Raw genomic sequence first — 18,033 nt, 5'->3', positions numbered from 1 at the left:
GTCGGTGAGGTGCATCCACGGCCCGCAGTGCGACCGTGGGATCAGGCGTTCAGCGTACCCGTACGTAATTTCCGGGGGCCGCTTCCAGGGCCGGGTATTTCGCGTTGCCCAGCGTCATCTGCGTTTCGTGCTGGGCGCCGGAGCGCTCCTGGATCCAGCCCAGCCATTGGGTCCACCAACTGCCCTCGATGTGCTTGGCGTCGTAGTACCAGGCTCGGGGGTCGCTGCTCAGTTTCGGATTCTCGATGTAGTTGGCCTTGGGGTTGCCTGGCGGGTTGAGGATGCTCTGGACGTGTCCGCTGTTGGACAGCACGAAACGTCGTTCGCCGCCCAGCAGCAACGTCGAGCGGTACACCGCGTCCCACGGCGTGATGTGGTCGTTGATACCGGCCACGCTGAAGCTGTCCACGGTGACTTTCTGCAAGTCGATAGGCGTGCCGCACACTTCCAGGGCGCCCGGCCGTGTCAGCGGGTTGTGCTTGAAAAAATCCAGCAGGTCGCCGTGATAGGCCGCCGGAAGCCGCGTGCAGTCGTTGTTCCAGTAGAGAATATCGAACGCCGGCGGCTCCTTGCCCAGCAGGTAGTTGTTGACGAAGTAGGTCCAGATCAAATCGTTGGGCCGCATCCAGGCGAAGACCCGGGCCATGTCGCGGCCATCGAGAATGCCTTTCTGGTAGGAGCGGCGCTTGGCGGCTTCGAGGGTCTGTTCGTCGATGAACAGCGTGGCCGGGCTCTCGATCTCGCTGTCCAGCAAGCTCACCAGGTAGGTGGCGCTGGCCACCCGGCGCAGTTGGCGCTTGGCTTGCAGATGGCCCTGCAGGGCGGCGATGGTCATGCCGCCGGCGCAGGCGCCCATGAGGTTGACCTCGCGGGCGCCGGTGATCGCCCGGCAGACGTTCATGGCCTCTTCCGTCGCCTCGACATAACTGGACAGGCCCCATTCCCGATGGCGCACGTCCGGGTTTCGCCAACTGATGATGAACACCTGCAAGCCGTTTTTCAGGGCGTACTGGACGAAGCTGTTGGAAGGGCTCAGGTCGAAGATGTAGAACTTGTTGATCTGCGGCGGCACGATCAGCAGCGGCGTGGCGTATTGTTTTTCGCTCATCGGCTTGTACTGGATCAGTTCCAGCAGCTCGTTGCGAAACACCACTGCGCCGGGTGTGGTCGCCAGAGTCTTGCCGACTTCAAAGGCTTGTGGCGTGACTTGCCGGGGCAAGCCGTCGTTGTGCAGCAAGTCGTCGACCAGATGGCTGATCCCGCGAATCAGGCTGCTGCCTCCGGAATTGAACAGCTCCTTGATCGCCAGCGGATTGAGCAGGGTATTGGACGGCGATACCGCGTCGTTGAGCAGGGAGAAGGCGAAATGCGCACGGGCCTGATCATCCGGGCTCATGCCGCCCTCATCGATCCACTGGCGGACTTCTTTCTGCCAGCTCAGGTAGGCCTGCAGGCTGCGGCGGTAGAACGGGTTGAGCTGCCAGGTGGGGTCGGCGAAGCGTTTGTCGTCGGGGTTGGTCGGGTGCAGGGTGTCCCCCAGCAGGACGCGCCCCAGCTGGCCGCCGAGCCTCAACGCATGTCGGGCACTGTGGACCGGGTTGCGCAGGCCATGGGCGGCAACGTTGCGCAGGGTCGACAGCAGGTCCCTGCCGCGCAGGCCGGTGACCGCACTCTGTGCGTTGATGAAGCTGGCAGGGGCGGGCATGGAACCCTTCGCCGGTTTGTCGCGCATGAGTCAACTCCTTCATCATCAGGCTGAAAACAAACACACCGAACCAGACAACATAGTCGCTGTTTCGGGTAGTTGCGCGATCCGGCGTCCTGCCAGGCGCACTTGGGCGGTGTCAGCCGCCACCCAGCGGCGCGGGATGCGGGTGCATCACCGCGCGCTGCCGTTCTTCCTCGAGGAACTTCATGATGATCGGCGCCACGGCCTCGGCCCGGGTGATCAGGAACAGATGGCCGTCATCAATGATGTGCAACTGCGAATTGGGGATGCGCCAGGCCAGCATGCGCATGTTGATCAGGGGGATCAGCGGGTCGTCATCCCCGGCCAGGATCAAGGTCGGCTGGTGGATCTTGTGCAGCCAATGGATGCTGGTCCAGCCGAGGCCCGCGAACAGTTGCCAGTAATAACCGAGCTTGCCCGCCGAACGCACCTTGGCCGCGTGACGAGCCGCCAGGCTTGGGTCGCGGCGGAACGAGCCGCCGTAGATCAGCGGCGCGATGCGCATCACATGGGACGGCTGCACGTAGCGTCGGGGACTGGCCATCATCCACAGCACCTTCGGCTTGCCCGGCACCATCACCGCGCCAGCGGCCGTGGCGGCGAGCACCAGCTTCTTGCAGCGCTCCGGATAATCATGGGCGAACTGCTGGGCCAGGGCACCGCCCCAGGACACACCGATCACGTTGACCTGCCCATAGTCGAGGTAATCGAGCATCCGCGCGGTAAGCTTGGCCAGGCCCGGAAAACGATACGGCCGGCTCGGCGTCGACGAACCGCCGACCCCGGGCACATCGAAGGCGATCACTTCCAGGTCCGGGTCCAGGGCCTCGATGAACGGGAAGACCAGCTCCAGGTTGGCGCCGATGCCGTTGAAAATCAGCAGCGGCGTCAAGTGAGGCTTGCCGGGACGTACCGCGGTGCGCAAGGTCTGGCCATCCAGGTCGACGGTACGGAAAATGTACGGTTGCGGCATGCTTCAAGCCCTGTGGGTTGGGTCGCGGTCTTTCATTTTTCCCCCGATCCCTTGTGGGAGCGAGCTTGCTCGCGATTGCGGTCTGTCAGCACAGACAAACTTTGACTGTGCCGCCGCCATCGCGAGCAAGCTCGCTCCCACATTGGATCTGCTGTGAACCTAAGTCTGTGTTCACCAACGCTGTGGGCCTTGCATTCAGTGTCGGCTGCCGGGGGGCATTCGTGAGCAAACCCAGTCCTGCAGCGGACGAACAGCATTCTTTACCGCTCATGCACATAAGTGCCCGGCGCCGCTTCCCCGGCCACATACGTCTTGTTGCCCAGCACGGTGGGGGCCTTCTTCAGCTTGCCCGAGCGCTCGGCCTGCCAGGCTTGCCAGTGCAGCCACCAGGAGTCGGTGTGCTTGGTGGAATTCTCCATCCAGTCCTCGGCCTTGGCCGGCATGTCTTCACTGGTCATGTAGCGTGACTTGGGATTGCCCGGCGGGTTGAGAATGCTCTGGATGTGACCGCTGCTCGACAGCACGAATTCAACCTTGCCGCCGAACAGCTGCGCCGATTTGTAGCAGGACTTCCACGGGGTGATGTGGTCGTTGGTGCCGGCCAGGGAAAAGATATCGGCGCTGACCTGCTTGAGGTCGATCGGCGTGCCGCACACTTCCAGTGCGTTGGGGCGGATCAGCGGGTTGTTCTTGAACATCTCGATGAGGTCGCCATGGAACGCCGCCGGGAGTCGCGTGGTGTCGTTGTTCCAGAACAGGATGTCGAACACCGGCGGCTCGTTGCCCAGCAGGTAATTGTTCACCCAGTAGTTCCAGATCAGATCATTGGGCCGCATCCAGGCGAAGACCTTGGCCATGTCGCGGCCTTCCAGCACGCCGGCCTGGTAGGAATGGCGCTTGGCCGTTTCCAGGGTCTGCTCGTCGACGAACAGCGCCACGTCGGTGTCCAGGGTGGTGTCCAACACGCTCACCAGCAGGGTCAGGGCGTTGACCTTTTTCTCCCCCAGCGCGGCGTAATGGCCGAGCAGCGCGGTGCAGGTGATGCCGCCCGAGCAGGCGCCCAGCATGTTCACGTCCTTGCTGCCGGTGATGGCCGTGACCACGTCCACCGCTTCCTTGAGCGCTTCGATGTAGGTCGACAGGCCCCATTCGCGCTGCGCCTTGGTGGGGTTGCGCCAGCTGATGATAAAAGTCTGCACGTTGCTGCGCAGGCAGAAGCGCGCCAGGCTCTTGTCCGGGCTGAGGTCGAAGACATAGAACTTGTTGATTTGCGGCGGCACCACCAGCAACGGTCGCTCATGGACCTGCTCGGTGATGGGGCGGTACTGGATCAGCTCCAGCACGTCATTGCGAAAGACTACCGAACCTTCGGTCACGCCCAGGCTCTTGCCGACTTCGAATGCACCCATGTCCACCTGGCTCGGCATCCCGCCGTTGTGCACCAGGTCCTTGGCCAGGTGGGACAGGCCATCGAGCAGGCTCTTGCCGCCGGTTTCGAAGAAACGCTTGACCGCCGCCGGGTTGGCCGCCGAATTGGTCGGGGCCATGGCTTCGGTCATCAGGTTGATCACGAAGTGCCCGCGGCTGATGTCCTGGGGCGAGAGGCTGCTGTCGTCGATCCAGGCGTGCAGCTCCTTGCGCCACGCCAGATAGGTTTGCAGATAACGTCTGTAGAGCGGGTTCTGGCTCCACGCCGGGTCGTTGAAACGACGGTCATCACTGGCGGGTTGCAACTCGGATTTGCCGAACAGGACTTTCCTCAGTTCCGCGCCGAAATGGGCGACGTGCTTGACGCTGTGCAGCGGTTGTTTGATGGTCTGGGTCAGCACCATCCGGGCAGAGGCCAGCAGGTCTTTCCTGCGCAAGCCGACAACGGGATTCAAGCCCAGGGTATTTTCCGAAGCTTGGTACTTCAACTCATCGTTGTTCTTGTTGCTCATCTACGACGCTCCATTGTCCTTCAGACGAGTACCGGGACCGTGCCAGAAGCCGCAAGGCCAATACCAGGTACGCTGCTCGGGGTGACCATTAATTCCGCATCGAGGGCAATGAGGAAACGTGTGCCAGGAACTCGCCGGTTCCTTTGCAGGGAACTTGCCAGCTCCATTGGTTACCCGAGTTTAATTTTTTTCGCAAGCAGGCCAGTCATTGACGTTGCCGCGCAGGCATTCAAGCAGATGAGTCTAGAAAATTCGCCCTAATGCGCCAGCCCTTGAGCTAGAGCATCAGCTTGACGACGGACGCATTCGGGTCGCGGGTTTTTCCGGCCGCCTTGAGTTCGGCGAGATAATCGTTCCACAGGTCTTCCTGGCGCACCGCCAACTGGTACAGGTAGTCCCAGGTGAACAATCCGCTGTCGTGGCCGTCGTCGAAGGTCAGTTTCAGTGCGTATTGGCCGGCCGGTTCGACCTTGGTCAGGCCGACGCCGAGCTTGCCGTATTGCAGGATGGGTTTGCCGTGGCCCTGGACCTCGGCGGAAGGCGAGTGCACCCGCAGGAATTCCGCGGGCAGGTGATACTCCTCGTCCGGCGCGTACTTGAGCGTCAGGGTCCTGGAGGCTTTGTGCAGGTTGATGGCGGTGGGGAGTTTGGTCATAAAGGCAGCTTACAAGCTACGAGCTACAAGCTACAAGCTACAAGCTGGAGGTGACCCGCTTGCAGCTTGCAGCTAGAAGCTTGCAACTTTAAAGGATATACCGCGACAGGTCTTCGTTCTGCGCCAGCTCGCCCAGGTGGCTGTTGACGTACTCGGCGTCGATGATGATCGGCGCTTCGTTGTGGGCGCTGGCCAGGTCGCCGGCGCTGAACGAGACTTCCTCGAGCAGGCGTTCAAGCAGCGTGTGCAGGCGCCGGGCACCGATGTTCTCGGTCTTCTCGTTGACCTGCCAGGCGATCTGCGCCAGGCGCTTGATGCCTTCCGGCGCGAATTCGATGTTCAGGCCTTCGGTCTTGAGCAGCGCGCAATATTGCTCGGTCAGCGACGCATGGGGCTCGCTCAGGATGCGCTCGAAATCTTCCGGCGACAGCGCCTTGAGTTCGACCCGGATCGGCAAGCGGCCTTGCAGCTCAGGCACCAGGTCGCTCGGCTTGCTCAAGTGGAACGCACCGGAGGCGATGAACAGGATGTGGTCGGTCTTGACCATGCCCAGCTTGGTATTCACCGTGCAGCCTTCGATCAACGGCAGCAGGTCGCGTTGCACGCCTTCACGAGAAACATCGGCGCCGCCGACATTGCCGCGCTTGGCGACCTTGTCGATTTCGTCGATGAACACGATGCCGTGCTGCTCGACCGCTTCCAGGGCCTTGGCCTTCAGTTCCTCTTCGTTGACCAGGCGACTGGCTTCTTCATCGCGCACCAGCTTCAGCGCTTCCTTGACCTTGAGCTTGCGGCTTTTCTTCTTGCCCTTGCCCATGTTGGCGAACAGGCTCTGCAACTGGTTGGTCATTTCTTCCATGCCTGGCGGCGCGGAAATGTCGACACCGGCCATTTCGGCCACCTCGATCTCGATCTCCTTGTCGTCCAGCTGGCCTTCGCGCAGGCGTTTGCGGAACAGCTGGCGGGTGTTGGAATCCTGGGTCGTGGCGGCGTCGGCGTTGAAGCCCATGCGCGCCGGTGGCAGCAGGGCATCGAGGATGCGCTCCTCCGCGGCGTCTTCGGCGCGATGGCGAACCTTGGTGATTTCCTGTTCGCGCAGCAGCTTGATCGCGGCATCGGCCAGGTCACGAATGATCGACTCGACGTCGCGGCCCACGTAGCCGACTTCGGTGAACTTGGTGGCTTCGACCTTGATGAATGGCGCGTTGGCGAGCTTGGCCAGGCGGCGGGCGATCTCGGTCTTGCCGACACCGGTCGGGCCGATCATCAGGATGTTCTTGGGGGTCACTTCGACGCGCAGTTCTTCCGGCAGTTGCATCCGGCGCCAGCGGTTACGCAGGGCGATGGCGACGGCGCGCTTGGCATCGTCCTGGCCGATGATGTGACGATTGAGTTCGTGGACGATTTCGCGGGGAGTCATGGACATAATAATTGGCGGTCCTCAAGCGGGAGTCTGGGCCTGAAAGGGCTTATTCCGCGAGGTCCTGCTCCTCAATGGTCTGGGTGTGGTTGGTGAAAACGCAGATGTCGCCGGCGATGCCCAGGGCAGTCTCGACGATCTCGCGGGCCGACAGGTCGGTCTTTTTCAGCAGGGCGCTGGCGGCGGCCTGGGCGTAGGCGCCACCGGAACCCATGGCGATCAGGCCGTCTTCCGGTTCAACCACGTCGCCGTTGCCGGTAATGATCAAGGAAGCATCCTTGTTGGCCACCGCAAGCATGGCTTCGAGGCGGCTCAGGGAACGGTCGGTGCGCCATTCCTTGGCCAGCTCGACGGCCGCGCGGACCAGGTGACCCTGGTGTTTTTCAAGTTGCCCTTCGAAACGCTCGAACAGGGTGAAGGCGTCGGCGGTGGCCCCGGCGAAACCGGCGATGACCTGGCCGTGATACAGGCGGCGGACTTTCTTCGCGTTGCCTTTCATCACGGTGTTGCCCAATGAAACCTGGCCGTCGCCGCCCATGACGACTTTGCCGTGACGGCGGACTGAAACGATGGTGGTCAAGGGAAGAGTCTCCACGCAGCGGGGCGAAAATGCCCGGATGGAACAGATATGGGGGTGGCGTGGTTTTTTTCAACTGCGGGGCGGGGGAGGGGATGAGTGGTGTGTTGTGAATGTTCCACGATCCTGTGGCGAGGGGATTTATCCCCGCTGGGGCGCGAAGCGGCCCTAAAAGCCTGCCGCTTCGGTGCGTCTGAGTTGACTCCCTCAAGCTTTTGGGGCCGCTTCGCAGCCCAGCGGGGATAAATCCCCTCGCCACGGGGTTTGTGTCAGTGTGCCTAGCGGCTTTGACGTTGTTGTAACAACAGGTTGCTGAAACCGCTGCCAGCCAGTTGTTTCTGGGCCTTGGTCAGCTCCTCGCGATTGCTGAACGGTCCCACTAATACCCGATACCAGGTTTCGTCCTTCACGGTTCCGGACTCCACCGACACCGACTGGCCCAGCAGAATGATCTGCGCCCGGACCTTGTCGGCGTCGGCTTCCTTGCGGAACGAGCCGGCCTGCAGGAAGAATTTGGTCACCGGCGCGGCCTTCTGCACCGGCGGGGCCGGTGGCGGCGTAATGCCGGCCAGGGCGGCTTGGGCGCGGGCGGTGTCGATCTTCGCCGCTTCGGCCGGGGTCACTGGCGTGGTCGGCACCTGCGGCGTCGGCAGGGTCTTCTCCGGCACCGCGTCGGGCGGCACGATGACCTCCGATTCCGGCAGCAAGGTGTAGAAGTCGTATTTCGGCTTCACCGGTTGTGTCGGGCTCGGCGGGGTCTTGTTGGCCTCGGCGATCCGCGTGGCTTTCTGCTGCTCTTGCCGAACACGCTTGACGTCATCGCCCTGGCCCGGTTCGAGCTTCATCAGGAAGACGATGAAGGCGCCGACAGTCAGGCCGATCGCCATCCACAACCAGCCCGGAATCGGCTGTTTGGCCGGGGGCTGGTAACGACTGGCGCCGCGTTTGGGTGCAGGTTTTTTCTTGGCGGCCAAGTTACATGCGCTCCAGCGTTTCCAGGCCCAGCAGCTCCAGGCCTTGCTTGAGCGTGCGCCCGGTCAGCGCGGCGAGGCGCAGGCGGCTCTGCATTTGTGCCGGGGTCTCGGCGTTGAGGATCGGGCAGTTCTCGTAGAAGCTGGAAAACAGCCCGGCGACGTCGTACAGGTAGGCGCACAAGGTGTGCGGCGTGCCCTTGTCGGCGACGTTGTTGAGGACTTCACCGAACTGCGCCAGCCTGGCCGCCAGCTCCTGCTCGTGGGCGGCTTCGAGGACGATCTGGCCCTCGATTTCGTCGAAGCCCTTGCCGAGTTTGCGGAACACGCCCGCCACGCGGGTGTAGGCGTACAGCAGGTACGGTGCGGTGTTGCCTTCGAAGTTGAGCATCAGGTCGAAGTTGAAGCTGTAGTCGCTGGTGCGGTGCTTCGACAGGTCGGCGTATTTCACCGCGTCGATGCCGACCACCTTGGCGATCTTGCGCAGTTCGTCTTCGGCCAGCTCCGGGTTCTTGCCCTTGACCAGGGTGTACGCACGGTCCTGGGCTTCGGTGAGCAGGTCGATCAGCTTCACCGTGCCGCCATCGCGGGTCTTGAACGGGCGGCCATCGGCGCCGTTCATGGTGCCGAACCCCATGTGTTCCATTTCCATCGGGTGGGTCACGAAACCGGCCAGGCGGGCTACTTCGAACACCTGCTGGAAGTGCAGGGCCTGGCGCTGGTCGACGAAATACAGGACCCGGTCGGCCTTCAGCACGCCGTTGCGATAACGCACGGCCGCCAGGTCGGTGGTGGCGTAGAGGTAGCCACCGTCAGCCTTGACGATGATCACCGGCAGCGGCTCGCCATCGGCGGTCTTGAACTGGTCGAGGAACACGCACTGGGCGCCGTTGCTTTCCACCAGCATGCCCTTGGCCCGGAGGTCGTTGACCACGTTGATCAGGTCGTCGTTGTAGGCGCTTTCGCCCATCACGTCGGCCATGCTCAGCTTGACGTTCAGCAGCTCGTAGATCTTCTGGCAGTGGGACAGCGAGATGTCCTTGAACTTTGTCCACAGCGCCAGGCACTCGGCATCGCCGGCCTGCAGCTTGACCACCAGGCCACGGGCGCGGTCGGCGAATTCGGGCGACTCGTCGAAGCGTTGCTTCGCGGCGCGGTAGAAGTTTTCCAGGTCCGACAGCTCGTCGCTGGTGATCGGGTTTTCCTGCAGGTAGGCCATCAGCATGCCGAACTGGGTGCCCCAGTCGCCGACGTGGTTCTGGCGGATCACCGTGTCACCGAGAAACTCCAGGACGCGCGCCACGCCATCGCCAATAATGGTCGAGCGCAGGTGGCCGACGTGCATTTCCTTGGCGAGGTTGGGGGCCGACAGGTCAACCACGGTGCGCTGCAACGGGCCGGCCTTGCGTACGCCGAGGCGCTCGTCGGCCAGGGCCGCGTCCAGCCGCGAGGCCAGCGCCTGGGTGTTCTGGAAGAAGTTGATGAACCCGGGGCCGGCGATTTCGGCCTTGGTGACGTTTTCGTCGGCCGGCAATGCGGCGATGATCTTTTCCGCCAGGTCGCGGGGTTTCATGCCGGCCGGTTTGGCGAGCATCATCGCGATGTTGCTGGCAAAGTCACCGTGGGTCTTGTCGCGGGTGTTCTCGACCTGAATCGCCGGCGACAGGCCTTCTGGCAGCACACCTTCAGTGACGAGTTGGGTGATGGCTTGCTGGATAAGCTGGCGAATGGTGTCTTTCATGGTCTTCTCTTTCAACCGCAGGCGCGGCGGCGCTTCGATGCGCTGGTGGAAAAACTGGGCATTATCCGTGGCGCGGGCGAGCTTGCCAACTGTAGCGGGTCGGGCGGGTATGTGTGGTGACCTTTCGGGCCTCTTCGCGAGCGGGCTCGCTCCCACACTGGAACGCGGTTCCCAGTGGGAGCGAGCCCGCTCGCGAAGGCGGCGCCTCGGTCAATACAAATCCACCGGATCCACATCCAGCGACCAGCGCACCGCCCGCCCGCTGGGCAATTGTTCCAGTATCAGCAACCAGGCGCTCAGCAACCGATGCAGCGGTGCGCGGGCATTGGCCTGTAATAAAAGCTGTGCGCGATAACGTCCCGCCCGCCGTTCCATCGGAGCCGGCACCGGGCCCAATAGTTCGATCCCGCTGAGGCTCTGTTCCGCCAGCAGGCGCTCGGCCTCGCTGCACGCTTCGTCCAGGAAGCCTTCGGCCTGTCCTGGCTTGTGGGCCTCGGCCCGCAGCAACGCCAGATGGGCGAACGGCGGCAGCCCGGCGGCGCGACGTTCGCTCAAGGCCTGCTCGGCGAAGGCGAAGTAGCCCTGCTCGGTCAGCTGGATCAGCAGCGGATGGTCGGCCAGGTGGGTCTGGATAATCACTTTGCCCGGTTCCTCGGCCCGCCCGGCGCGACCCGCGACCTGGACGATCAACTGCGCCATGCGCTCGCTCGCGCGGAAGTCACCGGAAAACAGCCCGCCGTCGGCATCCAGGATCGACACCAGTGTTACCCGCGGGAAATGGTGCCCCTTGGCGAGCATCTGCGTGCCCACCAGGATGCACGGCTGGCCTTTCTGGATCGTGGCGAACAGCTGATTCATCGCATCCTTGCGCGAGGTGCTGTCGCGATCCACCCGCAGTACCGGGTAATCGGGAAACAGGATGCCCAGACGTTCTTCGGCGCGCTCGGTGCCGGCGCCTACCGGGCGCAGGTCCACTTTCCCGCACTGCGGGCAGTGCCTCGGCACCCGCTCGGAGTGCCCGCAATGGTGGCAGCGCAGTTCGCCGTAGCGCTGATGCACGGTCATCCGCGCGTCGCAGCGCTCGCAGCCGGACATCCAGCCGCAGTCATGGCACAACAGGGTCGGGGCGAACCCCCGGCGGTTGAGAAACACCAGCACCTGCTGCCCAGCGGCCAGGGTCTGGCCGATGGCTTGCTGCATCGGTCCGGAAATGCCGCTGTCCAGCGGGCGGCTTTTCACATCCAGGCGCAGGAAGCGCGGCTGCTTGGCGCCGCCGGCCCGCTCGTTGAGGCGCAGCAGGCCGTAGCGACCGGTGTAGGCGTTGTGCAGGCTTTCCAGGGAGGGCGTGGCCGAGCCGAGCACGATCGGGATGTTTTCCTGGCGCGCCCGCACCAGCGCCAGGTCGCGGGCGTGGTAGCGCAGGCCTTCCTGCTGTTTATAGGAGCCGTCGTGTTCTTCATCGATGATGATCAGACCGGGATTTTTCATCGGCGTGAACAGCGCCGAGCGGGTGCCGATGATGATGTCGGCCTCGCCGTCGCGCGCGGCGAGCCAGGCTTCCAGGCGCTCGCGGTCGTTGACCGCCGAATGCACCAGGGCGATGCGCGCGTTGAAGCGCTGTTCGAAGCGCGCCAGGGTCTGTGGGCCCAGGTTGATTTCCGGAATCAGCACCAGGGCCTGCTTGCCGGCTTCAAGGGTCTGGCGGATCAGTTGCAGGTAGACCTCGGTCTTGCCGCTGCCGGTGACGCCCGCCAGCAGAAAGGCGTGATAGCTGTCGAAACCCGCGCGAATCGCCTCGCAAGCGGTCCGCTGTTCGGCATTGAGCGGCAGTTCCGGCTGGGCCAGCCAGTGTTCGTGGCGCGCGTCGGGGGCGTGCCGGCGGACTTCTACCTGGACGAGATTCTTGGCCAGCAGCAGGTCAAGGCTATCCTTGCTGAGCATCAATTTGCTCAACAACTGGTGCGCTACCCCATGGGGATGCTGGGCCAGGGTCGCCAGGGCCTCGCGTTGGCGCGGTGCGCGGGCGATGCGCGGGTCATCCAGCGAAGCGCCCGGCGTCACCGACCAGAATCGCTCCTGGCGTGCCTCGGCCGGTTCGCCCTGGCGCAACAGCACCGGTAGCGCCCAGCTCAGGGTGTCGCCCAGGCTGTGCTGATAATACTGGGCGGTCCACAAGCACAGCTTGAACAGCGCCGCGGGTAGCGGTGGCGTGGCGTCGAGCAGCGCCAGGGCGGGTTTGAGCTTGTCGACCGGCACTTCGCTGTGATCGGTGACTTCCACCAGGATCCCGATCATTTCTCTCCGACCGAACGGCACCCGCAGGCGCATGCCCGGCTGCAACTGGGCGCGTGTTACTCCGGCCGGGGCACGGTAGTCGAACAGACGGCGCAGGGGCGATGGCAGGGCGAGGCGCAGGATGGCGTCGGGCACGCGGGAGGGTCTCGATAGACAAGGAAATTCAGAAAACCTGGCGCGATCCTCGTGGGAGCGAGCCTGCTCGCGAAAGCGGAGTGTCAAGCAATACTCATGCGACGGGTCCACCGCCTTCGCGAGCAGGCTCGCTCCCACAGAGGAGCTTGCGCATGAGGGCGCGAGCCTAGCAGACGGTTGGTACAAGTTGTAGCTTGCGTGATTAATGTTGTCTGGTAGAATCCGCGGCCTAATTACGTGCGGTATTCAACAATAGTGTTGGGTGGCGGCACGCTAGCCTGAGGAAAACACCATGAAAACCGATATCCATCCAGACTATCCAGTTGTGGCCGTAACCTGCAGCTGCGGCAACAAGTTCGAAACGCGTTCGACCTACGGCAAAGCCCTGGCGATCGACGTTTGCAACGAATGCCACCCGTTCTACACCGGTAAGCAAAAGACTCTGGATACCGGCGGCCGCGTTCAGAAGTTCGCCGATCGTTTCGGTGCTTTCGGCAAAGTTACTCCAAAAGCCTGAGGCTGATCGTCTTGGAAAGTCGTTCCGGCTATTCCAGGCTGATGAAAAAGGCGTCCCTAGCGGGCGCCTTTTTTGTGTCTGCGATTTGGCTCTGTGGTGCCCAGGCGGCGTGTCCGTCTCCGGGTGGACTGCCCGAAGTGGCCGTGCAACGGGTGGTGGATGGCGACACCTTGTACCTCAGCGATGGTCGTCGCATCCGCATGATCGGCCTCAACAGTCCTGAACTGGGAAAGCGCGGGCGTGCCGACGAGCCGTTTGCCGTGGCGGCGCGCCAGCGGCTCGAGGCGCTGGTGGCTAGCAGCGCCGGTCGGGTCAGGGTGTTGCCCGGCAAGGACGACCGGGACGACTACGGGCGTACGCTGGCTCATGTCTATGACCAGCAGGGTCGGAACCTGGAAGAGCAATTGATTGCCGAGGGGCTGGGTTACCTGGTCGCGGTTGCGCCGAATGTCGACCTGGTCGAATGCCAGCAGGCGGCGGAGCGCAAGGCGCGGCAAGCCGGCCTGGGGATATGGAAGAAGTCACCCGTGGTGCGCGCGGAGCAGATCAAGGCGCCCGGTTTTGCGCTGGTCAGTGGCCGCGTAGACAGTGTGCAACGCAATCGCGGCGGGATCTGGATCGAGCTGCAAGGCTCGGTTGTCCTGCATATTGCGGCCAATTTGCAGCGAAGCTTTGACGCTTCGATGCTCAAGGGCCTGGAAGGCCGGACCATCGAGGCCCGTGGTTGGGTTGTCGATCGCTCTCGGCGCGGTGCGGCCAAGCCCGGGCAGGCGCGGTGGATGTTGCCTCTGACTGATCCGGCAATGTTGGAGGCAGTGCTCAGGCAGAAATAATTGTAGACATTTCTTGTTGTTATTGTATCCATGAAGCCCTTGTGTTTACTGGCTCTTGGCCCAAAGTCGTAGGGCAGGGCGCTTGACAGGAGTGACTGGTCAGTCTTGTAGGGACTTTGCGAGGCGCGTATCCTCGGCGGTCCGTCTGTCCAACACAGTAAAAAGCGGAATGCCCACATGTCTGATCTGAAAACTGCCGCTCTCGAATATCACGCTAATCCTCGTCCAGGAAAGCTGAGTGTCGAGCTCACCAAGGCCACCGCCACTGCCCGCGACCTGTCGCTGGCCTACAGCCCCGGCGTAGCCGAGCCAGTACGCGAAATCGCTCGCGACCCTGAGCTGGCCTACAAATACACCGGCAAGGGCAACCTGGTTGCAGTCATTTCCGATGGCACCGCGATTCTCGGCCTGGGTAACCTCGGCCCACTGGCCTCCAAGCCGGTCATGGAAGGCAAGGGCGTGCTGTTCAAGCGCTTCGCCGGTATCGACGTGTTCGACATCGAAGTCGATTCCGAAAGCCCGCAAGCCTTCATCGACACCGTCAAACGCATCTCCATCACCTTCGGCGGCATCAACCTGGAAGACATCAAGGCACCTGAGTGCTTCGAGATCGAGCGCGCCCTGATCGAACAGTGCGACATTCCGGTTTTCCACGATGACCAGCACGGCACCGCGATCGTGACCGCAGCCGGCATGATCAACGCCTTGGAAATCGCCGGCAAGACTTTGCCGGAAGCCAAGATCGTCTGCCTGGGCGCGGGCGCCGCGGCCATCTCCTGCATGAAGTTGCTGGTGAGCATGGGCGCCAGGATCGAAAACATTTTCATGGTCGACCGTACCGGCGTGATCCACTCCGGCCGTGATGATCTGAACCAGTACAAGGCCGTGTTCGCCCACGCGACCGACAAGCGCTCCCTGGCGGACGCACTGGACGGCGCCGATGTCTTCGTCGGCCTGTCGGGTCCGAACCTGCTGAGCCCGGAAAACCTGTTGCGCATGGCGCCGAACCCGATCGTGTTCGCCTGCTCGAACCCGGACCCGGAAATCTCCCCGGAACTGGCTCACGCCACCCGCAGCGACGTGATCATGGCTACCGGCCGTTCGGACTATCCGAACCAGGTCAACAACGTACTGGGCTTCCCGTTCATCTTCCGTGGTGCCCTGGACGTTCGCGCCAAGCGCATCAACGAAGAAATGAAAGTCGCCGCCGCCAACGCCCTGCGCGAACTGGCCAAGCTGCCGGTGCCTCAGGAAGTGTGTGACGCCTACGGCGGTATCAAGTTGGAATTCGGTCGTGAGTACATCATTCCCAAGCCAATGGACGTCCGCCTGATCACCCTGATCTCCGACGCCGTGGCCAAGGCCGCGATCGAGACTGGCGTGGCCACCCTGCCGTATCCGAAGAACTACCCGCTCAAGAGCGTGGATGACGTGTTCAACGGCTAAGCCGCGTTGTAGCGTTTCAACAAAAAGCCCCGGCTCGTGTGAGCCGGGGCTTTTTTTTGTCAGTTTGGTTTGGTGTGGGATTCGAGGGCCTCTTCGCGAGCAGGCTCGCTCCCACAGGGATTGCATTCCAATGTGGGAGCGAGCCTGCTCGCGAAGGCGGACGTGCAGTCGATTCAATGTTTCAGAATACCTGATACATCAAAAAGCCCCGCGCTTCTCTCGAAGGCGGGGCTTTTCGGTGGCGTCCGGTCAGAACAGATCGATCGGCGCTGCCTCATCCGCCGGCAGCGGGCTGCCCGGCGCTACGCCGTTGCCCAGCTCATTGACCGACGGCGGCGTGTCTTCGCTCTTGAACAGCTCGAAATACGCGCCAGGCGTGCCTGGAGTGGCGGCGCGACCGCTGACCGGGTCGACCCGCAGGCTGAGAATGCCTTCCGGTTCCGGTTGGGTGTGGGGTGGCCGGTCCTTGAGGGCGGCGCCCATGTAGGTCATCCAGATCGGCAGCGCCACGGTGCCGCCGAATTCACGACGACCCAGGCTCTCGGGCTGGTCGAAACCGGTCCAGACGGTGGTCACGTAATCGCCGTTGTAGCCCGAGAACCATGCATCCTTCGATTCGTTGGTGGTACCGGTCTTGCCGGCCAGGTCGGTGCGACCCAGCGCCAGGGCGCGCCGGCCGGTGCCGAGCTTGATCACATCCTGCAGCATGCTGTTGAGGATGTAGGTGGTACGGCCGTCAACGATGCGTTCGGCGATTGCCGGCGCTTGCGGTACGCCAGGGGCGGTGGTGGCTTCGCCGCCAGTTGCGTTGACCGTGAAGGTCTCGGCGGCGGGGGCGGCGACGCCGTCGCTGGCCTGCTCGCCTGTCGGAACTCGTGGCGGGTTGGCGACAAACAGCGTTTCGCCGTTGCGGCTTTCGATCCTGTCGATGATGTACGGAGTGATCTTGTAGCCGCCGTTGGCAAAGGTGCTCCAGCCGGTGGCGATTTCCATCGGCGTCAGCGTCGCGGTGCCCAGGGCCAGGGACAGGTTGCGCGGCAGGTCCTGCTTGTTGAAGCCGAACTTGCTGATGTAATCGATGGTGCGGTCCACGCCCAGCGCTTGCAACAGGCGGATCGAGACCAGGTTGCGGGACTTGTACAGCGCCTCGCGCAGGCGAATCGGGCCGAGGAAGGTGTTGGTGTCGTTCTTCGGTCGCCAGACCTTGTCGAGGTACTCGTCGACAAACACGATCGGCGCATCGTTGACCAGGCTGGCGGCGGTATAGCCGTTATCCAGCGCGGCGCTGTAGACAAACGGCTTGAAGCTCGAGCCCGGTTGACGCTTGGCCTGCAAGGCGCGGTTGTAATTGCTCTGCTCGAAGGCGAAGCCACCCACCAGCGAGCGGATCGCGCCATTCTGCGGGTCCAGCGATACCAGTGCGCCTTGGGCGGCGGGGATCTGACTGAACTTGAGGGAGTTGTCCGGCTGGCGCTGTACGCGGATCAGGTCGCCGACCTGAGCGACGTCCGATGGCTGCCGCGGGTTGGCGCCCATGCTGTTGGTATTGAGGAACGGACGGGCCCATTTCATGGTGTCCCAGGCCACGTGCTCTTCGGACTCGCCATTGCGGGTCAGGACCTTGATGCCGTCCTTGTCCACCTGAGTGACGATCGCCGGCTCCAGGCTGCTGATGGTGCGCTGCTTGGTCAGCTCCAGGGCCCAGGCTTCCTTGGTCTTGCCTGGCAGGCGCGATTCCGGCCCACGGTAGCCGTGGCGCTGGTCGTAGGTCATCAGGCCTTCGTGGAGCGCGGTATTGGCCATTTCCTGCAGGTTGCTCGGCACCGTGGTGGTGACCCGGAAACCTTCGGTGTAGGCGTCGCTGCCATAGCGCCCGACCATCTCGGCCCGGGCCATTTCGGCGATGTACGGGGCGTTCACTTCCGGAGTCGGTACGTGATAACTGGCGTTGAGCGGCTCATTGATCGCGGCGGTGTACTCGGCTTCGCTGATCTTGCCGAGCTTGTACATGCGTCCCAGGATCCAGTCGCGACGCTCCTTGCTGCGTGCCGGGTTGGCCAACGGGTTGAAGCGCGACGGTGCCTTGGGCAGGCCGGCGATCATCGCCATCTGCGCCAGGCTCACATCGCGGATCGACTTGCCGTAATACACCTGCGCCGCCGCTTCGATGCCGTAGGCGCGGTTGCCCAGGTAAATCTTGTTCACGTACAGCTCGAGGATTTCATCCTTGGTCAGTTGCCGCTCGATCTGCAGTGCCAGGAGGATCTCGGTGGTCTTGCGCGAGAAGCTGCGCTCACTGGTCAGGAAGAAGTTCTTGGCGACCTGCATGGTGATGGTGCTGCCGCCGGACTGGATGTGGCCGCTCTTGACCAATTGGCTGGCGGCGCGCATCAGGCTGCCCGGATCGACGCCATAGTGATTGGCGAAGTTGTCGTCTTCAGCACTTAGTAACGCATTGATGAAATTGGGCGGAATGTCGGCGAAACGGATGGGCGTGCGGCGCATTTCGCCAAATTCGGCGATCAATTTATTGTCGCTGCTGTAGACCCGCAGAGGAATCTGCAACTGAATACTTCTCAGCGCCTCCACGGACGGCAATCCCGGACTAAGGTAAAGAAAGGCACCACTCAGACCCAGGAGCAGTCCGCAGAAAACCGCGACGATGGACCATCCGAAAAATTTCAGCAGACGAATCAAGGCTTTTGGATATCCAGGCAAAGAATGAAAAAGGCGCCAGGTACAGGGAAGGACCCATGCCAGCAACAAAGCGAAAAAAAACGCTGGGCATTATAAGCATTTTT

Annotated in this window: 13 protein-coding genes; 3 read left to right on the top strand and 10 right to left on the bottom strand. The window is 62.7% G+C overall.

Going from position 1 to position 18,033, the window contains the following annotated elements; translation table 11 throughout:
- Nucleotides 1-49 precede the first annotated feature (49 nt).
- The 9 genes from phaC (PSH78_RS24435) to PSH78_RS24395 all read right to left on the bottom strand — a co-directional run bounded on the left by phaC (PSH78_RS24435) (nt 50) and on the right by PSH78_RS24395 (nt 12,436).
- Complete coding sequence (gene phaC, locus PSH78_RS24435) at nt 50-1,732, bottom strand: class II poly(R)-hydroxyalkanoic acid synthase (RefSeq protein ID WP_305497363.1); 1,683 nt, start codon at nt 1,730-1,732, stop codon at nt 50-52.
- Between the two features lie 112 nt (nt 1,733-1,844).
- Nucleotides 1,845-2,702 carry a poly(3-hydroxyalkanoate) depolymerase gene (gene phaZ, locus PSH78_RS24430; protein ID WP_039592414.1) on the bottom strand — a complete coding sequence of 286 codons (858 nt, stop codon included), beginning with the start codon at nt 2,700-2,702 and terminating at the stop codon, nt 1,845-1,847.
- Between the two features lie 260 nt (nt 2,703-2,962).
- A complete protein-coding gene (phaC, locus tag PSH78_RS24425) occupies nt 2,963-4,642 on the bottom strand; it encodes a class II poly(R)-hydroxyalkanoic acid synthase (protein WP_305497362.1) in 1,680 nt (559 codons plus the stop codon).
- Between the two features lie 277 nt (nt 4,643-4,919).
- A complete protein-coding gene (locus PSH78_RS24420; protein WP_305497361.1) occupies nt 4,920-5,297 on the bottom strand; it encodes a DUF971 domain-containing protein in 378 nt (125 codons plus the stop codon).
- A gap of 88 nt (nt 5,298-5,385) precedes the next feature.
- Nucleotides 5,386-6,723 carry an ATP-dependent protease ATPase subunit HslU gene (hslU, locus tag PSH78_RS24415; RefSeq protein ID WP_305497360.1) on the bottom strand — a complete coding sequence of 446 codons (1,338 nt, stop codon included), beginning with the start codon at nt 6,721-6,723 and terminating at the stop codon, nt 5,386-5,388.
- A gap of 43 nt (nt 6,724-6,766) precedes the next feature.
- Complete coding sequence (gene hslV / locus PSH78_RS24410) at nt 6,767-7,297, bottom strand: ATP-dependent protease subunit HslV (RefSeq protein ID WP_003186641.1); 531 nt, start codon at nt 7,295-7,297, stop codon at nt 6,767-6,769.
- Between the two features lie 275 nt (nt 7,298-7,572).
- The gene (locus tag PSH78_RS24405) at nt 7,573-8,268 is read right to left on the bottom strand and encodes an SPOR domain-containing protein (RefSeq protein WP_186639635.1); all 696 of its coding nucleotides are present in this window, start codon (nt 8,266-8,268) and stop codon (nt 7,573-7,575) included.
- A gap of 1 nt (nt 8,269) precedes the next feature.
- Entirely contained in the window at nt 8,270-10,006 is a 1,737-nt protein-coding gene (gene argS, locus PSH78_RS24400) for an arginine--tRNA ligase (RefSeq protein ID WP_305497358.1), read from the bottom strand.
- Between the two features lie 210 nt (nt 10,007-10,216).
- A complete protein-coding gene (locus PSH78_RS24395) occupies nt 10,217-12,436 on the bottom strand; it encodes a primosomal protein N' (protein ID WP_305497357.1) in 2,220 nt (739 codons plus the stop codon).
- Between the two features lie 292 nt (nt 12,437-12,728).
- Here PSH78_RS24395 and rpmE point away from each other — a divergent pair, with 292 nt between their 5' ends.
- From rpmE to PSH78_RS24380, 3 genes are all read left to right on the top strand, one after another.
- The gene (gene rpmE, locus PSH78_RS24390; RefSeq protein ID WP_305497356.1) at nt 12,729-12,953 is read left to right on the top strand and encodes a 50S ribosomal protein L31; all 225 of its coding nucleotides are present in this window, start codon (nt 12,729-12,731) and stop codon (nt 12,951-12,953) included.
- A gap of 41 nt (nt 12,954-12,994) precedes the next feature.
- Nucleotides 12,995-13,786, top strand: a complete 792-nt coding sequence (locus PSH78_RS24385) for a thermonuclease family protein (protein ID WP_305501383.1) — start codon at nt 12,995-12,997, stop codon at nt 13,784-13,786.
- Nucleotides 13,787-13,963: 177 nt separating this feature from the next.
- Nucleotides 13,964-15,232 carry a malic enzyme-like NAD(P)-binding protein gene (locus PSH78_RS24380; protein ID WP_305497355.1) on the top strand — a complete coding sequence of 423 codons (1,269 nt, stop codon included), beginning with the start codon at nt 13,964-13,966 and terminating at the stop codon, nt 15,230-15,232.
- A 249-nt stretch (nt 15,233-15,481) separates the two neighbouring features.
- On the opposite strand, the gene PSH78_RS24375 is transcribed toward PSH78_RS24380, so the two are convergent.
- Nucleotides 15,482-17,926: a penicillin-binding protein 1A gene (locus tag PSH78_RS24375; RefSeq protein ID WP_305501381.1), complete on the bottom strand. Its 2,445-nt coding sequence runs from the start codon at nt 17,924-17,926 to the stop codon at nt 15,482-15,484.
- Between the last annotated feature and the right edge of the window lie 107 nt (nt 17,927-18,033).

It is taken from the genome of Pseudomonas sp. FP198, from assembly GCF_030687895.1.
Taxonomy (GTDB): domain Bacteria; phylum Pseudomonadota; class Gammaproteobacteria; order Pseudomonadales; family Pseudomonadaceae; genus Aquipseudomonas.
The sequence above is the reverse complement of the archived record's forward strand: the minus strand, read 5'-3'. Positions and strand labels throughout refer to the sequence as shown.